Here is a 23,658-nt window from a genome sequence, read left to right as displayed (position 1 = left end):
GCAATGCACTCCTCAATGAAGTGCTGGAGCAGAGACTTCAGCAATTTGGAACATGGCGTGCAGACAGTCCCACGAGGACGGTCCTCAACGAAGTGCTGAAGTAGAGACTCCAGCAATACCGTCGCGGGCGACGGCGAGGTCGTCGACCTCGCTCCTCAATGAAGCGCTGGAGTAAAGACTCCGGCAATCGTCGGCGACGACGGTGAGAAAGTTGCACGAGTGCGTTCCTCAACGAAGTGCCGGAGTAGAAACTCCAGCAATCCGAGGCTGCTTGCGCGTGTCCTTGTATCCACGACAGTCCTCAATGAAGTGCTGGAGTAGAGACTCCAGCAATACGGCGCGGCGGAGGTCATTGCGCGCCGTCCCATGCCACCTCAATGAAGTGCTGGAGTAGAAACTCCAGCAATCTCCGCCTACGGCTGACAATGTGGAGCCAATCGCGCTCTCCTCAATGAAGTGCTGGAGTAGAAACTCCAGCAATCAAATCCAACAGAAAGGAAACTAACCATGTCCACCGTTCCTCAATGAAGTGCTGGAGTAGAAACTCCAGCAATCCATGTCAGCAGTCCTCCAATCCGTAGTGCGTACTGTCCTCAATGAAGTGCTGGAGTAGAAACTCCAGCAATGCCATTCAGAATCCCACGCAATTCGGTGATGCTCTGTTCCTCAATGAAGTGCTGGAGTAGAAACTCCAGCAATCGGATCGGCTATCGCGTCGAAGATACCCGAGCCCAGTCCTCAATGAAGTGCTGGAGTAGAAACTCCAGCAATTCGTTGACATGGCATGCGCCCGACGTGAATCCATCTCCTCAATGAAGTGCTGGAGTAGAAACTCCAGCAATCGGTGGGAACATCACGAACGTCACGCAGACGTTCAATCCTCAATGAAGTGCTGGAGTAGAAACTCCAGCAATTGCATCAGCTCATGCACCAACGTGCAGCGCTTCTGCCGTCCTCAATGAAGTGCTGGAGTAGAAACTCCAGCAATGAATCCCGACACGGACAGGATCTTCCAAATATGCAGTCCTCAATGAAGTGCTGGAGTAGAAACTCCAGCAATTAGGCCTCACTCCTCGACGTTGCGCCACGTGTAACCTCCTCAATGAAGTGCTGGAGTAGAAACTCCAGCAATAGAATCGTTTTACCGTCGCGCACAAGGTCGACGGTTCCTCAATGAAGTGCTGGAGTAGAAACTCCAGCAATCTTTATCTATTGGGCAATGCTTGTGACCCACTTAACCCTCCTCAATGAAGTGCTGGAGTAGAAACTCCAGCAATGCTGGTGTCGGTCTCCCATTTGCCCGCCCGCTCATTTCCTCAATGAAGTGCTGGAGTAGAAACTCCAGCAATTTGAGCCTTTGGTGGTGTCCGCCGCCTCGACGGCCTCTCCTCAATGAAGTGCTGGAGTAGAAACTCCAGCAATAGCCACTTGTATGCGATGTTCTGCACCGTGCTTCCTCCTCAATGAAGTGCTGGAGTAGAAACTCCAGCAATAATTTTCGCATGTAAGGCGACGTGGAAGGGGTTAGCTCCTCAATGAAGTGCTGGAGTAGAAACTCCAGCAATTACTACCAGCAGTCGTACACACCGAGCTACACGCCCTCTCCTCAATGAAGTGCTGGAGTAGAAACTCCAGCAATCTCGAAGACCTCCCCGACGGCGTGCAGGAGATCTGTCCTCAATGAAGTGCTGGAGTAGAAACTCCAGCAATGTGGTAATGTTCGGGCGTTTCGCGAACAGATTTTCGACTCCTCAATGAAGTGCTGGAGTAGAAACTCCAGCAATCGGCGTTCAACAGAGCCGTGGCGATGGCCATGGCCATCCTCAATGAAGTGCTGGAGTAGAAACTCCAGCAATGTTCGGACTGCGGCAGCACAGGGCTGAACACGTCGGATCCTCAATGAAGTGCTGGAGTAGAAACTCCAGCAATTTGTGCGAATTATTTTCTCGCATGTCTTCTGCAAAACTCCTCAATGAAGTGCTGGAGTAGAAACTCCAGCAATGGCAGGGTTTTGATGTGGTCGCGCCACCATTGCTCGCTCCTCAATGAAGTGCTGGAGTAGAAACTCCAGCAATTTTAAACGAAATCGAATTATGGAATGTAGCGCAATCCTCAATGAAGTGCTGGAGTAGAAACTCCAGCAATCGCGGGTCTTGACGCCGGTGGGCGTGTTCGAGTACGATCCTCAATGAAGTGCTGGAGTAGAAACTCCAGCAATGATGCTTCTGTTCCCTCGATTTGAGCGGCAGTTACTCTCCTCAATGAAGTGCTGGAGTAGAAACTCCAGCAATAGCATGAACCACACGAAGTCGGTGGACTTGGGCAATCCTCAATGAAGTGCTGGAGTAGAAACTCCAGCAATCCCACGAGATGGCGTACTGATCGCGGCGATTCTGCGTTCCTCAATGAAGTGCTGGAGTAGAAACTCCAGCAATGGTCATCCCACCAATGGATGGTGATGGAATCGATACCTCCTCAATGAAGTGCTGGAGTAGAAACTCCAGCAATGGCACCGTCGACGTGTCCGAATTCCCCGACGATACGTCCTCAATGAAGTGCTGGAGTAGAAACTCCAGCAATAATATCGTTTTACCGTCACGCACAAGATCAACAGTTCCTCAATGAAGTGCTGGAGTAGAAACTCCAGCAATTCCATCCCACACGGACAATAGCGAATACGCCTGATTTCCTCAATGAAGTGCTGGAGTAGAAACTCCAGCAATTCGCCGCGAAACATAATTGCGGACTATGGGTCGCCCATCCTCAATGAAGTGCTGGAGTAGAAACTCCAGCACTGGTATTGGATTCTTTCCTCTTGTGATTCTGCATCCCATCCTCAATGAAGTGCTGGAGTAGAAACTCCAGCAATTGGATCGTCGGTTTCGACGCTGCTGATGCGCACGTTCTCCTCAATGAAGTGCTGGAGTAGAAACTCCAGCAATAGCCAACCCCAATTCGAAATCACCGTCTCCTAAGAGAATCCTCAATGAAGTGCTGGAGTAGAAACTCCAGCAATAACAGTCTCCCACTCCCCTACGGCCAGCCCGAATGTCCTCAATGAAGTGCTGGAGTAGAAACTCCAGCAATTTGGGGCAGACCATGCGTGAGATCATGCCCTATTTTATCCTCAATGAAGTGCTGGAGTAGAAACTCCAGCAATCCTGCGACTTCGCCGTCAGAAACTTATCCAACAGTCCTCAATGAAGTGCTGGAGTAGAAACTCCAGCAATGCAAGCGTCATGCCTGTCAGTGTGATTGAGTTTTGTCCTCAATGAAGTGCTGGAGTAGAAACTCCAGCAATGCAAGCGTCATGCCTGTCAGTGTGATTGAGTTTTGTCCTCAATGAAGTGCTGGAGTAGAAACTCCAGCAATTTCCGTTAAGGCACGTGCATTCCACGACGCTGTACGGTCCTCAATGAAGTGCTGGAGTAGAAACTCCAGCAATCTTCACCGGCTACGCCTCGACGTGGGAGAAGGATCTTCCTCAATGAAGTGCTGGAGTAGAAACTCCAGCAATTGCCGTTACCTGTTACGTGACCGGTGGCATCAGGTTACTCCTCAATGAAGTGCTGGAGTAGAAACTCCAGCAATATTGCCCATCGCGAACTCCTGGACCTTCGCGTTCAGTCCTCAATGAAGTGCTGGAGTAGAAACTCCAGCAATATGACATGTGGCACCTGCACGGGCATACCCATTCAATCCTCAATGAAGTGCTGGAGTAGAAACTCCAGCAATCGGCGTTGTCGAGGCACCATGCCTGGATGCCGTCGGTGCTTCCTCAATGAAGTGCTGGAGTAGAAACTCCAGCAATGCCCCGTTTGAGGGGTGGAATGTCGGTGGACGGCATTACCGTCCTCAATGAAGTGCTGGAGTAGAAACTCCAGCAATTTCGTTTCCGTCCCATACTTGTCCTCACAGATTGTCTCCTCAATGAAGTGCTGGAGTAGAAACTCCAGCAATCCCTCGCGCGTTGCGTCGCTGGCTTGCCCATGATTATCCTCAATGAAGTGCTGGAGTAGAAACTCCAGCAATCCGCCGAAGCGTTCGACAGTGTGGAATACGATTCGCTCCTCAATGAAGTGCTGGAGTAGAAACTCCAGCAATCGGCGACCGAAAATAAGGAGACTTAAATGGCTAACAATCCTCAATGAAGTGCTGGAGTAGAAACTCCAGCAATATGAATTCATCTTTTAAGGTGCTTTCAACTACAGCGTCCTCAATGAAGTGCTGGAGTAGAAACTCCAGCAATTGGTCCACTGCCTAACGGAAGGTCCGCTTTTCCTCGACTCCTCAATGAAGTGCTGGAGTAGAAACTCCAGCAATTCCACACGCAAGCCGAGCCCCTGTGTGGCGGGATTCCATCCTCAATGAAGTGCTGGAGTAGAAACTCCAGCAATCGCCCAGTACGCGGACAACAATCAAACCGGCTATCATCCTCAATGAAGTGCTGGAGTAGAAACTCCAGCAATCGCATGCATGAAGCACGCGTAAGCCTCGTAATCATCCTCAATGAAGTGCTGGAGTAGAAACTCCAGCAATCTTCGTGTACGCGGTACCCACGGTGCCATCATTGTCCTCCTCAATGAAGTGCTGGAGTAGAAACTCCAGCAATCTCTCCACCAACACCAACCAGTACTTGCAGGAACTTCCTCAATGAAGTGCTGGAGTAGAAACTCCAGCAATTACATGCTGTTGACATCCCAGCTTGAGCAGTTTTCTCCTCAATGAAGTGCTGGAGTAGAAACTCCAGCAATTGGTCTCGTCGGTTGGCGCGGCGTCGAGATGCACCTTTCCTCAATGAAGTGCTGGAGTAGAAACTCCAGCAATGAAATTATCCGCGCCCAGATAGTCGGCCTGCGGATCTCCTCAATGAAGTGCTGGAGTAGAAACTCCAGCAATCGCCGTGAAATCTTACCGCCCCTACCGTTCGATGCGTCCTCAATGAAGTGCTGGAGTAGAAACTCCAGCAATTGTCATGGCTGGCGGCATTAGCGCTGGCGCTCTAAAGTCCTCAATGAAGTGCTGGAGTAGAAACTCCAGCAATCCACCTGCGCGGGGATTCCAATTCCGGGTAATCGTTTCCTCAATGAAGTGCTGGAGTAGAAACTCCAGCAATTCCGGTGCCGCGCGAGGTCATGGCATTGCTCGGCCTGTCGAACATCCTCAATGAAGTGCTGGAGTAGAAACTCCAGCAATAGCATTTCGCAAAACATTAATCAATGTGCTGTATACTCCTCAATGAAGTGCTGGAGTAGAAACTCCAGCAATTATCGGTTGATGATCGTCGCGTTGTCCACTGCCATTTCCTCAATGAAGTGCTGGAGTAGAAACTCCAGCAATCTGTACTTCAAAAGTGCCGACATCTCCATTCGCACTTCCTCAATGAAGTGCTGGAGTAGAAACTCCAGCAATCGTCCACGGCCTGTCTGATGTCGTATCCGCTACCCCGTCCTCAATGAAGTGCTGGAGTAGAAACTCCAGCAATTTGCCCTCCTCCAGGCGGGCGGTCAGCATGTCGATTCCTCAATGAAGTGCTGGAGTAGAAACTCCAGCAATTTATTTCAATCGCCGGTACGAGACGCTCGCATGGAATCCTCAATGAAGTGCTGGAGTAGAAACTCCAGCAATGACCTGACTTCATCGTCACCGACGGTGATATAAAATCCTCAATGAAGTGCTGGAGTAGAAACTCCAGCAATTTGTTTTGCACCCAAGCGTAAATCTGTGTTTCGTATCCTCAATGAAGTGCTGGAGTAGAAACTCCAGCAATGACAGGTCGCCACGGTATTGTTGATGATATTCCTTTCCTCAATGAAGTGCTGGAGTAGAAACTCCAGCAATCGTTGTCTTGGCATGATCGCACCTCGTTGCCATACATCCTCAATGAAGTGCTGGAGTAGAAACTCCAGCAATCTCATGGCCGATACCGCGCCGTCGTCAGCTGCTACGTCCTCAATGAAGTGCTGGAGTAGAAACTCCAGCAATCACCACAGGCCTGATCGTATCCGGCGCGTTGATTGTCTCCTCAATGAAGTGCTGGAGTAGAAACTCCAGCAATGTCAGATCCGCTCGTGGGCCGACAATCTCAAATTCTCCTCAATGAAGTGCTGGAGTAGAAACTCCAGCAATGGCGTTGCGGTTGTCCTTCGGTGTTTTTGAGGTTACTCCTCAATGAAGTGCTGGAGTAGAAACTCCAGCAATCACCACAGGCCTGATCGTATCCGGCGCGCTGATTGTCTCCTCAATGAAGTGCTGGAGTAGAAACTCCAGCAATCGCGCTTGTCCGTCGAATACTCACCGTCCTGCACTCCTCAATGAAGTGCTGGAGTAGAAACTCCAGCAATTTCGAGAAGCAGTGGGCGACCGGTGCCGCCTGCTATAGTCCTCAATGAAGTGCTGGAGTAGAAACTCCAGCAATTTCGCTTGGGTTGTTCACGTTGTAGGTGCTTGAGCTTCCTCAATGAAGTGCTGGAGTAGAAACTCCAGCAATCGCTTTATCCTACCTGACCGGAAAGACCGACGTTCTAAGTCGATCCGCGAGAGGTGGATATCTAGAAGCCAGCAATGAAACACCTATTACTCACGAGCGTCCCACGAAGGGCACAAAGACACCTGCGAGCAGTTCACGGCGTATGACTAGATGATTCACATCTCGCAAACATATTCGATGATAATTCACACTCTTCAGTTGTCATTTTTCAAGCACACTAGGCGCTAAATCACTGTAGGAGTGGCTATGTCTTCGTACGTTCGCCTTCCCAAGAACAACATTTCCTGACTAGCCTGACTGCTTGCGCCCAGAGGACACACGATTATCGAATCCAATCTTTGATCCATTTCTGATTCAAGTTGCTGCCTAACTCGGAGCATTTTTGTGGGTCTCACCTCAAGCAGAAAAACACTGTATTGCAGTCGCTCGCCACATGTTTGCAGTATTTTAGCTACACGATTACGTCGATAATCCTCAGCGATGTCATATGCCACCAGATAGCTCTGCTTCAGACTTGTCATGCCAATTCACCTACCGAATACGTATGCCTTTATACCGTGCTTGCGAGCCATCAAGATATCCCAAAATCATCCGCGCTTGAATCTCTACGATTCGTCGCCATGACGCCTTATATCCAAACATCGGGTGGGTCAGTTCCGTCTCCATACGTCGCTCATATGCTTTGACGAGAGCCTTACGCGTATTATCATCCATGCGAGTTGAGCCAAGTGAATGAACAAATCCCGACGCACGCACTTCACCATTATTCACAACGGTCTGCACCACTGAATCCGCGATAGGCGCTCGAAACTCTTCCATCAAATCCAGAGCCAACGCGGGTTTATTACGATTGCTACTGTGAAGAAAACCGGCATGAGCGTCTAAGCCACAGGCGACGATCGCCCTCACGCAATCAGAAAGCAGTAATGTGTAAGCGTAGTCAAGCAATGCATTAAGAGGGTCCGGAGCTGGGCGACGCATTCTCGCTGTCCAAACCCAATCGGCACGTTTCTCTGGCTTTATAAGGCATCCAAACTGCGAGAAATACAGAGAGGCTGCTTCACCTTCCAATCCCAACACGTCTTGCCATCGATTCGTATTCTCCACCTGCCGTTCAATGCGTCGCATTTGTTCTAATGCAGGATTATCTCGGTCGGATCTACGCAGCAGCACGGTCTGATTACGAATTTTAGCTGCGATAAATTCACGTGCAAGGCCGAGCCGACCTTCATGGGATGCCACATGCTGTTCCACTCGCTGTGCACCATTGGGGCCATATGAGGGCACCGACCAACCATATAAACGACCACTGCCACTGCACCACATAATAGGAATGTCACGCCACATAAGCTCTCGAATTAAGCCACTGGAAAGATCCGTGTTCCCGTGTATTTGCAAGCCTTGGATGGAATCCAGAGGAACGGAGGCCAACTCTTCACCTTCCTTGAATACCACCATGCGTCCCGCTCTACTGAAAGCCTTCGCTCCAGGCGTCGTGAGATGGGTAACTTGATTATCCGGAGAAGACACCACGATCCGTCGGGTCACCGCGCATAGTTTTCGTTCTTCCGGCAGGCAGATCCCCACATGAGAGCAACGCATACAGCGAGGATCATCTTCCAAAGGATCAGGGGCGGTATCCGAATTAATCAGAGCTCGCGTCTCGTCAACTGCTTGCTTCGCTGCGGCATAGTCATCTTCGTTCAAATCCACTTCCACTCGACGATGATGCGTGGTGAAAAATATTTCTGTACCTGCAACCCGATACCCCATATCATTCAGGCAAGATGCCTGCAATGCAAGCTGTATGCGCATTGCTTCAGTGACAGTCATGGCACGTTTCACCGGCGTCGCCTTGTATTCGCGAATGACCACGCCATCGTCAGTCATCTGAGCCGCATCCAATTTGCCTGATATGCCCCATTCCTCATGTCTGACATTCACCGCATGAAAAGCATCAGCATCCGACGCGCCACCAGTTCTATCAACCTTGCGATGATCATAAAACCCATGCGCCATCTGCTCAGAATCAATAGATTCCCCGACAGATTCCAACCACGCACGACGCGGACAGAATATGTAATTGGCAACAAGACTGATGGGGATGGGATCTTCATCATTCATGGGCATTCCTTTGTTGATTGGCGCATAACCCGCATCCACTATGAGACGGAGTACAATTGTCCTCTTTCCAGCCAGCGTTCCGGAGCACTGGCATTGTCTGACATATATTGCTTAAACACAACACATGCCACAACGCCTTTTTCTTTCAACCACCCGTTCGAAATAGAAATCCCTTCTTCGGTATGGCCGCTAAGCAAGACACCGCGATCCACCAGTTCGGTTCCTGCACGCACCATAGCGGCACTACGCACAACCGACCTGTACTTCGACAACGTCCAAGGGCTATCGCAAACCGGAAGAACAGCAAATCGCCGCTTCCCTGCCATCTGCATAAGTCCAGCAGTTGCATCACGATTTTTAGTGGACGTTGTAACCATATGAGGAAAAGCAGCGACGCCCATCAAAGCGCACCATGCGCGAGCGTTATCGGTCGCTTGTGGACGATGCAGCCCCGTGGCCGTACGGCTATCGCTTTTATCGGAGTTGAGTTCGTCTTTTGTCAGATTGCCCAGCAAACCGTCACGGATTCGGTCTACCGAAAAATCCGCCACGACATGCGATAACGGCAGCAAACGTCCTCCAACGAATTCCTGTCCTTTGTTTCGCGTTACCATTTCCCATCGGGATGCGCCAGAATCAGATTGCAGCTGTTTGTTGCTTCCTCTTCCCGACCAATACGATGGTTCGCCCAAAGCGCCTACATATCTTCTGTCGCCGACCGTCTGCAGTGCGTCAATCACCTCATGCCGATCCCTCTGGAGCTTGGACCAGCCACCTGATTCGGACAAGCCGCTTAATCTCGGAGAAAGCGTGGCATGAATCGAGGATTCTTTGTTGTCCGCCGTGTAGTTCCCTTTTGCGCGGAGCCAAGGAGATTGAGCCCATCGTTTGGCATGATCGCTGACGACTTGCGCCACATCATCCGGCGTAAAAGCCCGGTCAGCACTTATTTCCGCCGAGCGAAAGTCCCGCCAACGCAACAAGCATGTTTCATGCCATGAATCCTCAAGAATGGATGCAAGACCAACCAACATCAGATGGTCAAAAGCATCATGGACATCCACCGGCAATACGAGTTCACTCATGGTCTCAGCGTCCTTCCTTCGACACCGTAATATCGGCGGCACGCAACAATGATTCGAGGTAAGCCATGCCCCAGAAGCCATAGCGATGATTGGTCCGATCGATCAGGGACTCCCATCCTCCCTGATCGAACAATTCCCGGGAGTGTTTCAACAGTTGTTCCCGCCGTTCCTGTTGTTCCTCGGAAGGTTCGCCGTACTGCTGAGGCAACAAGAAGTCCGTCGCGTGTTTGAAGGAGGAACGTCCATGTCCATGAGACGTACCAATCAGACGCTCGACAAGTTCAACGGCTGACTCAGTTTCGCACACAACAGATTCGATTTCGCCATTGTCCCGGGCAGTCAGAAACTCCGCCACGGACCGCTGCTCGTGCCGCCATCCACGCAACTGATTAGCCTCGCGGAATTGACGTTCGCCTTTCCATGATGAAAAGCCACTTTTGGCGAGAACCTTATCGTCTCCAGAATTTTCCAGCTCTCCATGTTGCAGAAGATTCTGAAAACGCTTATCCTTCTTCCCTTCGTCATGGTATAAACCGGCTCTGAAGAACAAGCTTTCCAGCTCCCGCAAACCAATCTGCTCGGCAATGGCCTGAGCACGATTCGCCACATACCGCTGATGCCCTTCAGGTCCATGCAAGTCGACACCGTGCAAGTCGACACCGTGCAAGTCGACATCCTTCTGCCGTACAGAAGAAGATTCCTGCGACAGCTCGTTACCTGTCAGCGCCGCATCGCTACGCAACGCAAACCAATACACATCATGACACGACAGTGAATGGCGCTTGGCATATGTCACCGTATCCACATGCTCGGTTTCATGTTCGCCATCGTCAACAAGATAATCAGCCATGGTCAACTCATTGGCCGCTTGAGATTGCGACTGCATAATGGCGTTCAATAGTCTTTGGATCAGAGAAGGAATTTCACGTTGCTTCTCATCAAGTTTCTCAGAGGAAACCCTCCCCTGTTCCATGTACTGCTGAATATCATCCAGCTGCATGCGGAGATTCTCTGCGGCTTCGCTGGCCGAATTCCTCACAGTCCGGTCAACACGTACGACCACCAGATCTTGTTGTTTGATTGATTGAGATGCTTTATCCATCCCATTCCAATCACCATTGCAGCGATTTAGCACGTCTTCGGTTGGGCTGCCTCCCTTGTCTTTCGGATCAAAAACAGGATATTCAGCATCGCTAAACAAGGGTGCATAGGAATCCACTATGAACACATCACCAGGTTCCACGCAGCCAGACTGTGATATATCGAACTCCTGCTGATTGGTAAAGACAGCAACGCGTGCGCTGGCGTTTGCCGAAGCGCGATACCGGAAGATTCGACGATGATGAAGTTCAATCTCTCCAATCGCATTCTGCATTCGGATTGGCTGATATTCATCTTCGTTCTCTTCCAAGTATGATCTCAGCGAATTAGTGCGGTTCGACAACTGCGCCCAACTGCGGACCGGGAAAATCTCACTGTCCATCGGAGCGGCCAGTCCAATCAATTCCGCGGCAACCGCATCATCCCAAGGAAGATCACGCACAACAATGCCCACAGACGGAGCAATATCCTGATCCAAACTGTCACGAAGCCAGAGATTGATATCCGAGGGAGTCTGTTGAAGCTCGCCGATCGAACAGTCAGCGAACAAATCCTCATCCGTATGAGACAGATTCTCGACATCCCATGATTCCAGACGCTGATACAACAATCGAGAGGGCTTGCTCACAGGGACGGGATTGCCTCGTTCCTCGGCCTCACGTATTGCCCAGGCACTGAATTCATGATCATCTTCCAGAACTGGCAGCTTGTCAATCCACTTCCGGGACTCATCCAGTTCTTCCACAGTGTAGGGCCGAGCATTTTTCTCTCGGTCAGTCGAAGACGCCTTATCGCTTAATCCATATACGTAGATATGTGACAACTCGCGTAATCCACGGCGATTAACACGTCCCGCACGTTGGGCCAACGCACTGGCGGGAGCAAGTTCCGTAACCATATCCGCGAAGTCGACATCCACACCCACTTCCAGCGTTTGCGTGCCGATGATGCAGCAGGGCGCTTGGGCTGAGCTTTTCTCAGCAAACGTGTCATGGAACGATGCCGCTACTTGTTCTTTGTCATACGGCCGCATAGGACCGACATAGCTCTGTATTGTTCCCTTGCTTTCATCCCCTTTCAACCGCTTTTCCAGTTCTTTCTTCACTTTCTGCGCGGTTGAAACGGTGTTCACCACACAGCCCACGATATTGGGCAGACCATCCGCCGTCTGATCGGCATGATTGGCGATAAGTTCCTCGCAACAATCGACGATGTTGTTGATTTTCTCTTGCTCTTTCAACGCAGAACAATCAACAGTTATACGCTTCGAACACCGCTCAAGCACTCCGGAATCATCGACACTATATGAAGCACCAAGGCGCCGAGCAAGGTCCGTGTCCACGGTAAAGTCCGCACTCTCCACACCAACGCTAATGATGTCATCCGCGTGATCCTCCGCGGAGGACGGAGTAGCGGTCGTCTCCACCACTTGCAGCGGCGAAACGCATGAACGCACAGTGTCGTCGGAGGAGAACGACTCAATTCGCGATACTTGCCGCGCAGTTTCCAGCAATTGCCGACTGAGATGCGCTTCGTCAGCGACGAGCACAGTATCGTATGCCAGCTCGCCCGCCTCCATCGGCCGCATGGCACGACTAGTGCCATATCCCCGAAACAGCAAACGGCTGCCAAACATATCCGGCGTCGCGCAAATCACAGCGCAAGTCTGAGGATAATACCGCCATTCACGCCGCTGCGCGTTGGATCCCAGTCCTCCACGCAGCTCAACGGCAATCAATGTGGACAAGGCACGCTGGTCATCTTCAATCTTCGGCAAAGCATCTTTACCAGCACCGGCGCGGGATTCCAAACCGCATCGAAACTCATATAGCGCATCATCCTTGTCGGAATCCAATATCCTCCGTTGCAACGCCAACGCCTCTTCATATTGATCATCGACCAGAGAGCGCCTATTTACCGTCAGCGCCAGTCTTCTCGGCAGTTTTTGCAATGACGGTTCGTTCGCGTCATTGTGCATATCTTCTGGCGACTGCTTGTCCTCTTGCAATCCAGCCATCGCGTTCAAAAACACATGAATGTCGATCACACAGGTTTTGCCCGAAGCCGTAGGCGCTACGATTCTGTCAGGCCAACGACCATGTTCTGCAATCATGCGCATCGTGCGGATCTGCCACTGGTAAGGCACCCGACCATCGTGTGCCGCTGCGATGAACGCACGGAAGCGTTCCTCCAGATAATTCACAAACGTTATTTCAGCCATACCGGCACATCTCTTCCCGATGAATCCTGATCCACAAGATCGTTCGTGATGTCAACAGGAAGCAGAAGACCGCCTCCCAAATGACGACTTTGTCCGATCGCCATTGCGGCGCAAGACAATGATTCCGATTCCTTTGGCGCAATGGATATCAACCCGCTCATGCCTCGCAGTACATTCGCGGCGTCTATGTGATGCGCATAATCCTGCATATTCACGGTGAATACCGGTCGTTCGTCGCAAACGTAGAATGTGGCACTGTCCACAACTCGGTTCGACAACGACCACATGCGGGCCTCATACTTCTTAGGCTGTTCATCCACCGATTGACTGTCGGCGAAAGCGTCACGCCACACGTGCCCCAGCGACAAATACAGCGCCTCCCGAGTTCTCCACCGACGCCCAGATTCTGGGTCCGGCGACAAGGGACGTGTTTCCGCCACGGAGAGAGGGAAAGGCCTCCAAAAACGGGTTCGGTCATCGTCGGGTGCACGCCATAATGCACCGTCATGTACGTATCGAGCTTCGCCAAGCTGGATCCGCCCGACATGACGCGACAGATACACACGCCTGCCCCGACTGCGCTGACAGACCTCATACAGCCTAGTCCGCTCCTCATCGGACATGGTCTGCGGCAGCATGAGGAGGAACGCGGGGAGACCGCATTTCTTGACCTCATCGGACAACAAATCCGTCGCCTTGCCCAAGCCTTCGCTGAGAATTTGGATGCCGATGTTGTTTGCAGGTCGATACATGTCGCTGGCATACTTACCTGTCAAACAGGCGGGAGGATTCAGCCCCCACTGCTTCACCAGGAACCTGTGAAGGGCGACAGACCAGCCGACATAATCAGATTGATCGGGGAGCCACTGTTCATCACTGTTTTCAGCAGGATCAGCGATTACGGGAATGACGATGAAATCCGGCCATGGTTTTTGCAGACCAAGCTTAGCTTCATCATTCACGGGGTATGAGTAACTTGCCTCCTCAACCGTGTCCAGCATGGGCACAGCCGCAAGCAAATTCTGCTCATCCTCCTTACCCCGGACGGCTTTATTGGATCTGGAGGGATTAACCTGCTCATACCCACGCTTGAGCTCATCCAAACGTCCAACGCCCGGGCATGCGAAGAGAACATTCCCTCGCCGTCCAAGGTTGCAGAACTTCGCAGAATCGTCCTTTTGCAAAGAGCCGCTCAGGGGATAATCGCCACCGTGCAATTTTGACGTTGTCAGCCGCACTTTCGAGCATGCTTCGCCCAAATACGGCACTTCCCAACACAGCAAAGACAGTGTATTGGCAACGTCTTCCGCAGGTTCCTGTTCCCACTGCCAAGTCAGCAACCCATCAGTCGTATCATCCGCATACGTCACCGATGTTGAGGCCGATGCCGATGACACTTTCGGACGCTGTTGCCCTTTGCTCTTTTCGATGTATCCTTTTTGGCGAAAGACCACCGCTTCAGAAGACGCTCTATCCGCGCTGAAGTAAGCTCGCGGCAAAAACACTGCGTCCGGGGGGTTGCCCTCAAGCCAACGCAACGCTTTCAGTATGTCGTTATCAGACAATTCCTCAGCTTGGGAACGATCAGGCCGCTCAAATCCGAACACGGTATAGGCGGTGGAAACCAACGCCTTATACAACCGATCCGGCGACGGATAGCACTCTGGCACACCCCCGGAGTCACGCCCCTGATACGTTCCCAGCAAGAATTTCGCTGAGATCGCAAATGGCATCAGTCATTCCCCTCGTCAGAACTATTGTTGATTACTTCAGGATTGCCGACGACCTCGAACGTCTGGCCTTCCCACGTAATCCCAGCCTTGGCATGGGCCTGATCATATGCTTCTTGAAGCAGTTGCTCCGCCACCTCAATGGTGAGCGGCTCCAGCTCCGTCTTGTTGCCGCCGCGCCGGTCCAGCGTCATCGTTGCCGGACCAGTTTCGACAAGGTAGCAGTTCGCCCTAAGCACTGGATCAGCGTTATAACCCACCATTGCTCGAAGCAGGACGGCTGCGATCAACGCACGAATCGCTTCATCGCCTTCCTTGCCCTTGCCGAAACGGAACGTGCGTAGTGTGGCGAAGCTGAGCACATGAATGCAGATGGCCTTGCTGATCGCCACTCCGTCGAAATCCTTGTCTTTATCCGCACTCGGAGGAATCGCTCCAAGCCCAATGGTGGATCCCTTGCCGTCGTTGTCCTTTATGAATTTGTCAGCCGTTTTCTTGCTAAGATCAACCGCGGCTTTGACAATCGCATCTCGATCCTTCTTATCTTCAAAAGACACACTGGCTTCCACTGGATCGACTCTGGCTCCAGCACGATGAATAACGGGATCGTCATTGCTCTGGTCAGCAAGGACACCGATCACTTCCCCTGAGAAGACTGAAGGAATCCTCAGCTGATTACGGCTTCGTGTGGAGTCCCATCCGCCGAAGGTCACTGTGTCCGGAGACAAGTTGAACAATGGAAGCAGGTTCTCCAGCGTCGCATTTCGCGCTTGAATATACTCTTCCACCTCGGAAGTGAGGCTACCGTCATGCGTGCCCACACGAATATGTCCATCAAATGCCCTATGTGGCAGCTCGTTGTCAAGAAATGTTGTTGCGCCAGTTGTCTTCGTCTCATAGGTGACACGAATGCGAGGCATCTTGCTCAGAACACCTTCGCCATCTTTCATGGCGTCACTGATGGTCTTTTCCAGACGATTGGACTGGGAAGGTCGCGAATCCAGCAATATGACACGCTTAGGCTCTTCATCTCCGGCAATAAAACGCTTCTCAATAATGTAGGTGGGACCGCTGTTGCCGACATATTTCGCCGGGGCCACCACACCCTCAACCCCTCCCGCAGGTTCCAGCTCAATACGCTCGCACAAGCTCGCGGGGCCTCCGGTACGAACAGCCTCGTTTAGCATTTCCAACGTCAACGTTTCCATTGTTTCCCCTTTCAAAACGTCAGGCAACCCTGCCCAACACTTGGATGCGATGATACCGTGTGGTGTGCCCGACACGACGCCGGACACACCAACACAGCTCATCAACGAAGTCCCGGCATTGCCGGGAATGTTATATCCTGCGAACTTCTATCGCATGATTGCATCCCTCAATGAAGAAAGCACAGCACGCCTTCCAGTAACATGCACAGAGAAAGCGCGCTATACTTGCTATCGCAGGATAACAAGCAGGGCGAGTATGAAGATGATCCATGCTGTCGTACTCATTAAAACCTCCTTTCCTGCCTTTGGAACCTGGTTCTGGCGGATTCAGGTTCCGAGAGCACTTTGTGTTATATGTAATTATGAGATAGAAGTCTGAAGAAAGACCTCATACCCCTATCATCGACCATGATAGCAGTTTTTTACAGAGAAGCAATCCAGACGAACAGCAAATTGTCCGCCATGTTGCTGAGGACAAAACCTGGCTAACGCAAAGGAGGCAGCGACTTGGTGAAAGTCGCTGCCTCCTGTTGGATTATTGAGCGTTTGGACGAACTACTCCAACTCGACCGCGCCGGTGTAAAGCTGGTAGTACTCGCCCTTTTGCGCGATGAGCTCGTCGTGCGAGCCGCGTTCGATGATGCGGCCGTGGTCGAGCACCATGATCACGTCGGAGTTGCGCACGGTGGACAGGCGGTGCGCGATGACGAACACGGTGCGGCCCTTCATCAGCGCGTCCATGCCGGCCTGCACGACCTCCTCGGTGCGGGTGTCGATCGACGAGGTCGCCTCGTCGAGGATCAGCGCGGGCGGATCGGCCACGGCGGCGCGCGCGATGGAGATCAGCTGGCGCTGACCCTGCGAAAGGCCGGAGCCGTCGCCTTCGAGCACGGTGTGGTAGCCGTTGGGCAGCATGCGGATGAATCCGTCGGCGTTGGTGAGCTTGGCCGCGGCGATGCATTCCTCGTCGGTGGCATCGAGCTTGCCGTAGCGGATGTTGTCCATCACGGTGCCGGTGAACAGGTTCACGTCCTGCAGCACGATACCGAGCGAGCGGCGCAGGTCGGGCTTGCGGATGCCCTTGACGGAGATGCCGTCATAAAGAATCTGCCCTTCCTGCACATCGTAGAAACGGTTGATGAGGTTGGTCACCGTGGTCTTGCCTGCGCCGGTCGCGCCCACGAGCGCGATCTTCTGGCCCGGCTTGGCGAACCAGGTGATGTCGTGCAGCACGGGCTTGTCGGGGTTGTAGCCGAAGGTCACGTCGGTGAAGCGCACGTCGCCGCGCAGCAGGGTCAGTCGGCCGTCCGGGGAGGTGACGGCCTGCTCGCGGGCCTTGGTCGCCACTTCGGCGGCCTTGGGACTGAGCAGGTGGGCGGCGGCCAGCGAACGCGTGCCGTCATCGCCTTCCTCGCGCTTCCACGCCCAGTTGCCGGTCACGTGGTCGACCTCACGCATGGTGCGGCCGTCCTCGTCGAGTTCGACGTTCACCAAGGTCACGGTACCGCCGTCGTCTTCGACCGGCTCGTCCATCAGCGCGAAGATGCGCGAGGCGCCGGCGAGGGCCATCATCACCATGTTGAACTGCATGGAGACCTGGCCGATCGGGTTGACGAAGGAGCGCGAGAGTGTGAGCAGCGAGATCAGCGTACCAAGCGTGAGCGGGCCAGCGCCGGACAGGCCGAAGTTGCCGATGCCCGACAGCGCGACGGATCCGCCGACGATGGCGAGCAGCACGTAGAGGATGTAGCCCATGTTACCCACCACCGGCATGGTGATGTTGCCGTAGATGTTGGCTTCGGAGCTGGCGTGGAACAGGCGTTCGTTGCGCTCGTCGAAGTCGCGCTGGGTGGCGTCCTCGTGGTTGAAGACCTTGATGACCTTCTGGCCGTTGACGGATTCCTCCACGAAGGCGTTCACGTCGCCGAGCTCATGCTGCTGGCGCACAAAGTAGCGGCCGGAGCGGCTCACGATGCCGCGCACCACGACGATGAGCAGCACGGTGAACACGAGCACGAACACGGTGAACGGCACGGACAGCCACAGCATGGAGATCAGCGCGGCGAGCGCGGTGATGGCCGACGAGAACATCTGCGGGAACGATTGGCTGATGGCCTGGCGCAGCGTGTCGGTGTCGTTGGTGTAGTGGCTCATCACGTCGCCGTGCTCGTGGGTGTCGAAGTAGCGGATCGGCAGTTCCTGCTGGTGGGCGAACATCTCGTCGCGGATGTCCTTCAGGGTTCCCTGTTCGATGTCGACGAGCATCCAGTTGTACAACCAGGTGCTGAAGATGCCCACCGCGTACAGGCAGCCCATGAACACGAGCGCCTGCAGAAGCGGCGCCCAATCGGGGTCGCTCACGCCGATCATCGGCAGGATATAGGTGTCGATCAACGACTGCAGGAACAGCGATGATCCGGCCTGCGCCGCGGCGGACAGCAGGATGCACACGACGACGAGGGCGACCTGCCATTTGTATTTGAAGATGTAGCCGAAGATGCGCTTGGTGGTGCCAGGCGCGGCCTTGGCCATCTGCGGTTTGTTCTGCGCGCTCATGCCTGGCCTCCTTCCAGTTCCTCGGGCTGGGCTTGGTTCTTGGTTTGCGATTCGTAGATGCTGCGGTATTCGTCGCAGCTGGCGAGCAGCTCGTCGTGCGTGCCCTTGTCGAGCACGCGGCCGTTGTCCATGACGATGATCATGTCGGATTCCTGCACGGAGGCCACGCGCTGGGCGATGATGATCTTCGTGGTGTCCGGGATCTCGTGGTGGAACGCGCCGCGGATGAGCTGGTCCGTTTTGGTGTCGACCGCGCTGGTGGAGTCGTCGAGGATGAGGATCTTCGGCTTCTTGAGCAGCGCTCGGGCGATGCACAGACGCTGGCGCTGGCCGCCGGAGACGTTGGTGCCGCCCTGTTCGATGTAGGTGTCGTATTTGTCGGGGAATTCCTGGATGAATCCGTCGGCCTGGGCGAGCTGGCAGGCGTGGCGCAGCTCCTCGTCGGTGGCGTTCGGATTGCCCCAGCGCAGGTTCTCGGCGATGGTGCCGGAGAACAGTACGTTCTTCTGCAGCACCATGGCGACCTCGTCGCGCAGGGATTCCAGATCGTATTCGCGGGTGTCGCGTCCGCCGACCTTGAGCGAGCCCTCGGTCACGTCGTACAGACGCGGGATGAGCTGCACGAGGCTTGACTTGGCGGAACCGGTGCCGCCGACGATGCCGATGGTCTGACCGGATTCGATCTTCAGGTCGATGTGGTCGAGCACCGGCTTCTCCGCGTTGTCGGAGTAGCGGAAGCTCACGTCCTCGAAAGCGATGGAGCCGTCGGCGACCTCGGTGACCGGATTCTCGGGGTCGGTCACGGTGCTCTGCTCGACGAGCACCTGGCAGATGCGTTCGGAGGAGGCGCGTGAGATGATGACCATCACGAAGATCATCGACAGCATCATCATGCTCATCATGATCTGCATCGCGTAGGTCACCAACGCGGTCAGGTCGCCGGTGGTCAGGCCCAGGGCGGCGTTGTTGCCGGAGGCGACGATCTGCTGCGCGCCGATCCATGCGATGAGGATGAGCGAGGCGTACATGCAGAACTGCAGCAGCGGCATGTTGAAGCTCATGATCTTCTCGGCCTTGACGAAGTCGACGAAGATGCGTTCGGAGACGCGGGAGAACTTCCTGACCTCATGGTCCTCGCGGTTGAAGGACTTGACGACGCGCACGCCCTGCAGGTTCTCGTCCACCGTGTTGTTGAGCTCATCGTAGGTGTGGAAGACGCGCTCGAACACCGGGTGCACCAGCGCCGCCAGTCCCATCAGGCCGACGCCCAGAATCGGGATGCAGGCGAGGAACACCAGCGAGATCGACGGGCTGATGCGGAAGGAGAACAGCCAGGCGACGACCACCATGATCGGGGCGCGCACGCCCAGACGGACGATCATCTGGTAGGCGTTCTGCAGGTTGGTCACGTCCGTGGTCAGGCGCGTGACGATGGAGCCCGTGGAGAAGCGGTCGATGTTGGTGAAGCTGAAGCCCTGCACCTTCTCGAACAGGTCGTGGCGCAGGTTCTTCGCGAAGCCGGCGGACGCGATGGCCGCGTACTTGCCGGACAGGAAGCCGCTGGCCAGGGAGACCATCGCCAGACACAGCAGGATGATGCCGAACTTCCAGACCGCGGGCATCGAACCGCCCGTGATGCCTTCGTCGATGAGCTCCGCCATCACGGTGGGGATGACGATTTCGAGGATGCCTTCGACGGCGACGAACGCCGGGGTGAGTAGGCTCGCCTTCTTGTATTCGCGTAGTGATTTGAGCAGCGTGCGCACCACCGGCACCTTGGCCGGCGGGGTCTGCTGCTGGGCCTGCGACGTGGCGTTGCCGTCGCGGTCCACGGTTGTGGATGTCATACCCTGTCCTTTCCTTCCATTGTCGTATCGTCCATACACTCTTTGTCGTCCTTGCCGACCTTGCCGGTGGCGATGAGGTTGTCCCGCATCGTATGCAGGCTGCGGCGCAATGCCGCCACCTCCTCGTCGTCCATGCCCCGCAGCAGCATGCGTTCCATCGCATCCCCATGCTGACGCATCGACTCGGCGATGGCCTTCGCCTTGTCGGTGAGCACAATCGATTTGCAGCGGGCGTCGCGCTCGACCGGTCGGCGTTCGACCAGCCCCTTGCTTTCCATCAGGCCCAGCACGCGCGATACGGTGGAACGCGTGGTGCTGAACCGTCGTTCCAGATCCTGCGGGAAGACGTCCCGATCCTGATGCTGCGCCAAAAAAACGATGATATCAGCGTTGACGCCGGTGACCTCGCAGCGGTCCTGCGACGAGGTGACCGCGACGTACCGCGCGATCATGTTGTTCAGCGAACGCACCGCAACCCCCAACGGAATGCGGTTCGAATCGCAATCGTCTGTCATGCGCGCGCCTCCTTCCGATGTGTGCTCCATACACCTTAATAGGTGGCATATACAACAGTTGCATCTACAACAATCGGCGTGTCGCGCAAAGCGTCAATCGAACACACCCTCGTCATCCCGAGCAGAGGCCACAGGCCCCAACATCCTCAAAGCGCAAGCGGAAAGCACCCCGTCATCCCGAGCGGAGGCCGCAGGCCGAAGTCGAGGGATCTCCTGACACAAGATCATCGTTTCGAAGATCCTTCGACTCCACTTCGTTCCGCTCAGGATGACAAGGAGGGGATCATTCCGTCCAGAATGGCAAAAGGAAGCGACCATCAGCCAAGGATGACGGATAGGAATTCCCACGACGGCAACGACAGCCACGACAACGAAGCCGAGGAAACCAGCCCGCACCGGTTCATCGCGGACTGGCTCCCTCGGCTTCGTATCTCCTCCCCTAGGCCCTAGAGGAGGACGTTTATCGGTCGCTCAACTTCGTCACCTTGGCGTATTCGTCGAGCAGGAAGGCGGTGATCTCCTTGCCCGAGGCGCCGAGCAGGGTGGTCATGCTGTTGATCGGCATGGATTCCAGGAACATGGTCATCATGTCGCTGTCGGGCAGTTTTACCAGTTCGCCCGACTCGCCCTTGGCATGCATCGCCTCGACGATCGGAGCGCCAACCGGGTCGGAACGCCATTCGCCGAAGGTGGACCATTCGTTCAACGGCAGAGCCTTGCCGTCTCCGTCGAGCGTGACCACGCCCTTGGCGGCGATGTCGCGGCTGGAGGTGCCGATCTCGACCGTGTATTCGCCGGCCTCCACATGCCAGTCGTTGAAGCGCTCGGACCAGTAGGCGAAGGCGCGCTCGTCGAGCTCGATGGTCACGGTCGCCGACTCGCCGGCCTTGAGGAACACCTTCTTGAAGCCCTTGAGCTCATGCTTGGGACGGGCGACCTCGGCCTTGCCCGGCGCGACGTAGACCTGCACGGTTTCGGCGGCGTCCACATCGGAGGTGTTGGTCACGGTCACGGTCACGGACGCGGTGTTGGCACCGGTTTTGGACACGGCCGCGTCGGACAGTTCGAAGGTCGCATAGCTCAGGCCGAAGCCGAACGGGTAGTCGACCTCCTTGCCGTAGGTGTCGTAGTAGCGGTAGCCGACGAACACGCCCTCGCCATAGTCGACGTGGCCCTCCTCGCCCGGCCAGTTGAGCATGCTCGGGTCGTCGTTGATGTCCATCGGCACGCTCTGCGCGAGCTTGCCGGAGGGGCTCGCCTCGCCGAAGATCACGTCGGCGAGCGCGCCGCCGCCGGCCTGGCCGAGCAGCCAGGATTCGAGGATGCCCTTGGCGTTGTTCGCCCAGGGATGCACACTGACGACGGAGCCGTTGGAGAGCACGACAACCACGTTCGGGTTCTCGGCGGCGACGGCTTCGAGCAGCGCGACCTGCTTGGCGGGGATGTCGAGGGTGGTGCGGTCGAAGCCTTCGGATTCGGCGGCCTCGGGCAATCCCAGGAACATGAGCGCCACGTCGGCGCCCTTGGCGGTTTCGACGGCTTCGGCCACCAGCGCGGGATCCTGCTCGTCCAGGTCGAGCGTGAAGCCGGGGGCGAAGTTCGCCGCGACGGCCCGCTCGGCGAGCGTGTCGAGGAAGCTGGTCATCTTGGTGGGGGTGATATGCGAGGAGCCGCCGCCCTGATAGCGCGGGGTGCGGGCGAATTCGCCGATCACGGCGATGTTCGCCGTCGGGTCGAGGGGCAGGATGGCATCGTCGTTCTTGAGCAGCACCATGGATTCGACGGCCGCCTGACGGGCGACCTCATGGTGGGCGTCCACATCGAAACGGTAGCCTTCGATGCTCATGGCGGCGCGGGACTTGTTCGCCAGTTCGACCATGCCCTGGGCCATCCGGTCGAGCTGTTCGGGGTCGATGCGCCCCTCGCGGGCAGCGTAGACGATCTGGTCGTCAGTGAAGCTCGGCGGCATCTCGAGGTTGAGGCCGGCGTTGAGCGAGGCGACGCGGTCGTGCGCCGCGCCCCAGTCGCTCATCACGATGCCTTCGAATCCCCATTCGTCGCGCAGCACCTCGGTGAGCAGCCAGTGGTTCTGCGAGGCGTGCACGCCGTTGATCTGGTTGTAGGCGCACATGATGGTCCACGGCTGGGCGGTTTTGACGATGTGCTCGAAGGCCGGGAAGTAGATCTCGCGCAGGGCACGCTGGGAGACGTTGGCGGAGATGCGCAGACGGTCGGTCTCCTGGTTGTTGACCGCGAAATGCTTGAGGGAGGTGCCCACGCCCTTGGATTGCACGCCGGAGACGATGCCGACGGCCGTGTGTCCGGCCAGGTACGGATCCTCCGACCAGTATTCGAAGCAGCGTCCGCCGAGCGGGTTGCGTTTGATGTTGACGCCGGGGCCGAGGATCACGGCGACCTTCTCCTGGATGCATTCCTCGGCCATGGCCTGCCCGACCTGATGGATGAGTTCGGGATTCCATGAGCTGGCGAGTCCGGCGGCGGGCGGGAAGCAGGTGGCGGGCACCGAGTCGTTCAGGTCGGTGGAACCGGTTTCGACGGCGAGGGATTTGCGCAGGCCGTGGGGGCCGTCGGTGATCATATAGCCCGGGATGCCTTTGTCTTCGACGCCCTGCAGATGCCAGGCGTCGCCGCCTGAGGTGAGGGACGCCTTCTCTTCCAGGGTGAGGTCGTTGACGGAGGGAAGGGTGTTCTCGCTCATGGGTTCCTCATTTCTTGATGTTCGCGCTTCGTTGTCGCCGATTGATGTGCCGATCAACGGTG

General features: G+C 55.2%; 10 protein-coding genes and 1 CRISPR repeat array (1 of these 11 cut by a window edge). All 10 genes read right to left on the bottom strand.

Going from position 1 to position 23,658, the window contains the following annotated elements; translation table 11 throughout:
* A CRISPR array of direct repeats spans window positions 1–6,490; the repeat unit is 36 nt; unit sequence TCCTCAATGAAGTGCTGGAGTAGAAACTCCAGCAAT (it extends 63 nt beyond the left edge of the window).
* A 224-nt stretch (window positions 6,491–6,714) separates the two neighbouring features.
* The 10 genes from cas2 to BE0216_RS10745 all read right to left on the bottom strand — a co-directional run bounded on the left by cas2 (window position 6,715) and on the right by BE0216_RS10745 (window position 23,596).
* The gene (cas2, locus tag BE0216_RS12265; protein WP_094637566.1) at window positions 6,715–7,011 is read right to left on the bottom strand and encodes a CRISPR-associated endonuclease Cas2; all 297 of its coding nucleotides are present in this window, start codon (window positions 7,009–7,011) and stop codon (window positions 6,715–6,717) included.
* Between the two features lie 10 nt (window positions 7,012–7,021).
* On the bottom strand, window positions 7,022–8,614 hold the full coding sequence (gene cas1 / locus BE0216_RS10785; RefSeq protein ID WP_211279952.1) for a CRISPR-associated endonuclease Cas1: 1,593 nt from the start codon (window positions 8,612–8,614) through the stop codon (window positions 7,022–7,024).
* A 38-nt stretch (window positions 8,615–8,652) separates the two neighbouring features.
* Entirely contained in the window at window positions 8,653–9,699 is a 1,047-nt protein-coding gene (locus BE0216_RS10780) for a hypothetical protein (protein ID WP_094637564.1), read from the bottom strand.
* 4 nt (window positions 9,700–9,703) lie between these two features.
* A complete protein-coding gene (gene cas3g / locus BE0216_RS10775; protein WP_094637563.1) occupies window positions 9,704–13,021 on the bottom strand; it encodes a type I-G CRISPR-associated helicase/endonuclease Cas3g in 3,318 nt (1,105 codons plus the stop codon).
* Window positions 13,009–14,754, bottom strand: coding sequence for a type I-G CRISPR-associated protein Csb2 (gene csb2, locus BE0216_RS10770; protein ID WP_094637569.1), 1,746 nt, complete (start codon window positions 14,752–14,754; stop codon window positions 13,009–13,011). The genes cas3g and csb2 overlap by 13 nt, the downstream gene beginning before the upstream one ends.
* The gene (gene cas7g / locus BE0216_RS10765) at window positions 14,754–15,959 is read right to left on the bottom strand and encodes a type I-G CRISPR-associated RAMP protein Csb1/Cas7g (protein ID WP_094637562.1); all 1,206 of its coding nucleotides are present in this window, start codon (window positions 15,957–15,959) and stop codon (window positions 14,754–14,756) included. The genes csb2 and cas7g overlap by 1 nt, the downstream gene beginning before the upstream one ends.
* A 555-nt stretch (window positions 15,960–16,514) precedes the next feature.
* A complete protein-coding gene (locus tag BE0216_RS10760; protein ID WP_094637561.1) occupies window positions 16,515–18,515 on the bottom strand; it encodes an ABC transporter ATP-binding protein in 2,001 nt (666 codons plus the stop codon).
* Window positions 18,512–20,362 carry an ABC transporter ATP-binding protein gene (locus BE0216_RS10755; protein ID WP_094637560.1) on the bottom strand — a complete coding sequence of 617 codons (1,851 nt, stop codon included), beginning with the start codon at window positions 20,360–20,362 and terminating at the stop codon, window positions 18,512–18,514. Before BE0216_RS10755 ends, BE0216_RS10760 begins: the two co-directional genes overlap by 4 nt.
* On the bottom strand, window positions 20,359–20,877 hold the full coding sequence (locus BE0216_RS10750; protein ID WP_158217244.1) for a MarR family winged helix-turn-helix transcriptional regulator: 519 nt from the start codon (window positions 20,875–20,877) through the stop codon (window positions 20,359–20,361). The genes BE0216_RS10755 and BE0216_RS10750 overlap by 4 nt, the downstream gene beginning before the upstream one ends.
* Window positions 20,878–21,337: 460 nt before the next feature.
* Window positions 21,338–23,596 (bottom strand): exo-alpha-(1->6)-L-arabinopyranosidase, encoded by a 2,259-nt coding sequence (locus BE0216_RS10745; protein WP_143249333.1) that lies wholly within the window; start codon window positions 23,594–23,596, stop codon window positions 21,338–21,340.
* Window positions 23,597–23,658 lie beyond the last annotated feature (62 nt).

Origin of the sequence: Bifidobacterium eulemuris (assembly GCF_014898155.1) — a bacterium.
Classification (GTDB): domain Bacteria; phylum Actinomycetota; class Actinomycetes; order Actinomycetales; family Bifidobacteriaceae; genus Bifidobacterium; species Bifidobacterium eulemuris.
Note: the sequence above shows the minus strand (reverse complement) of the source record. Positions and strands in the feature narration are given on the sequence as shown.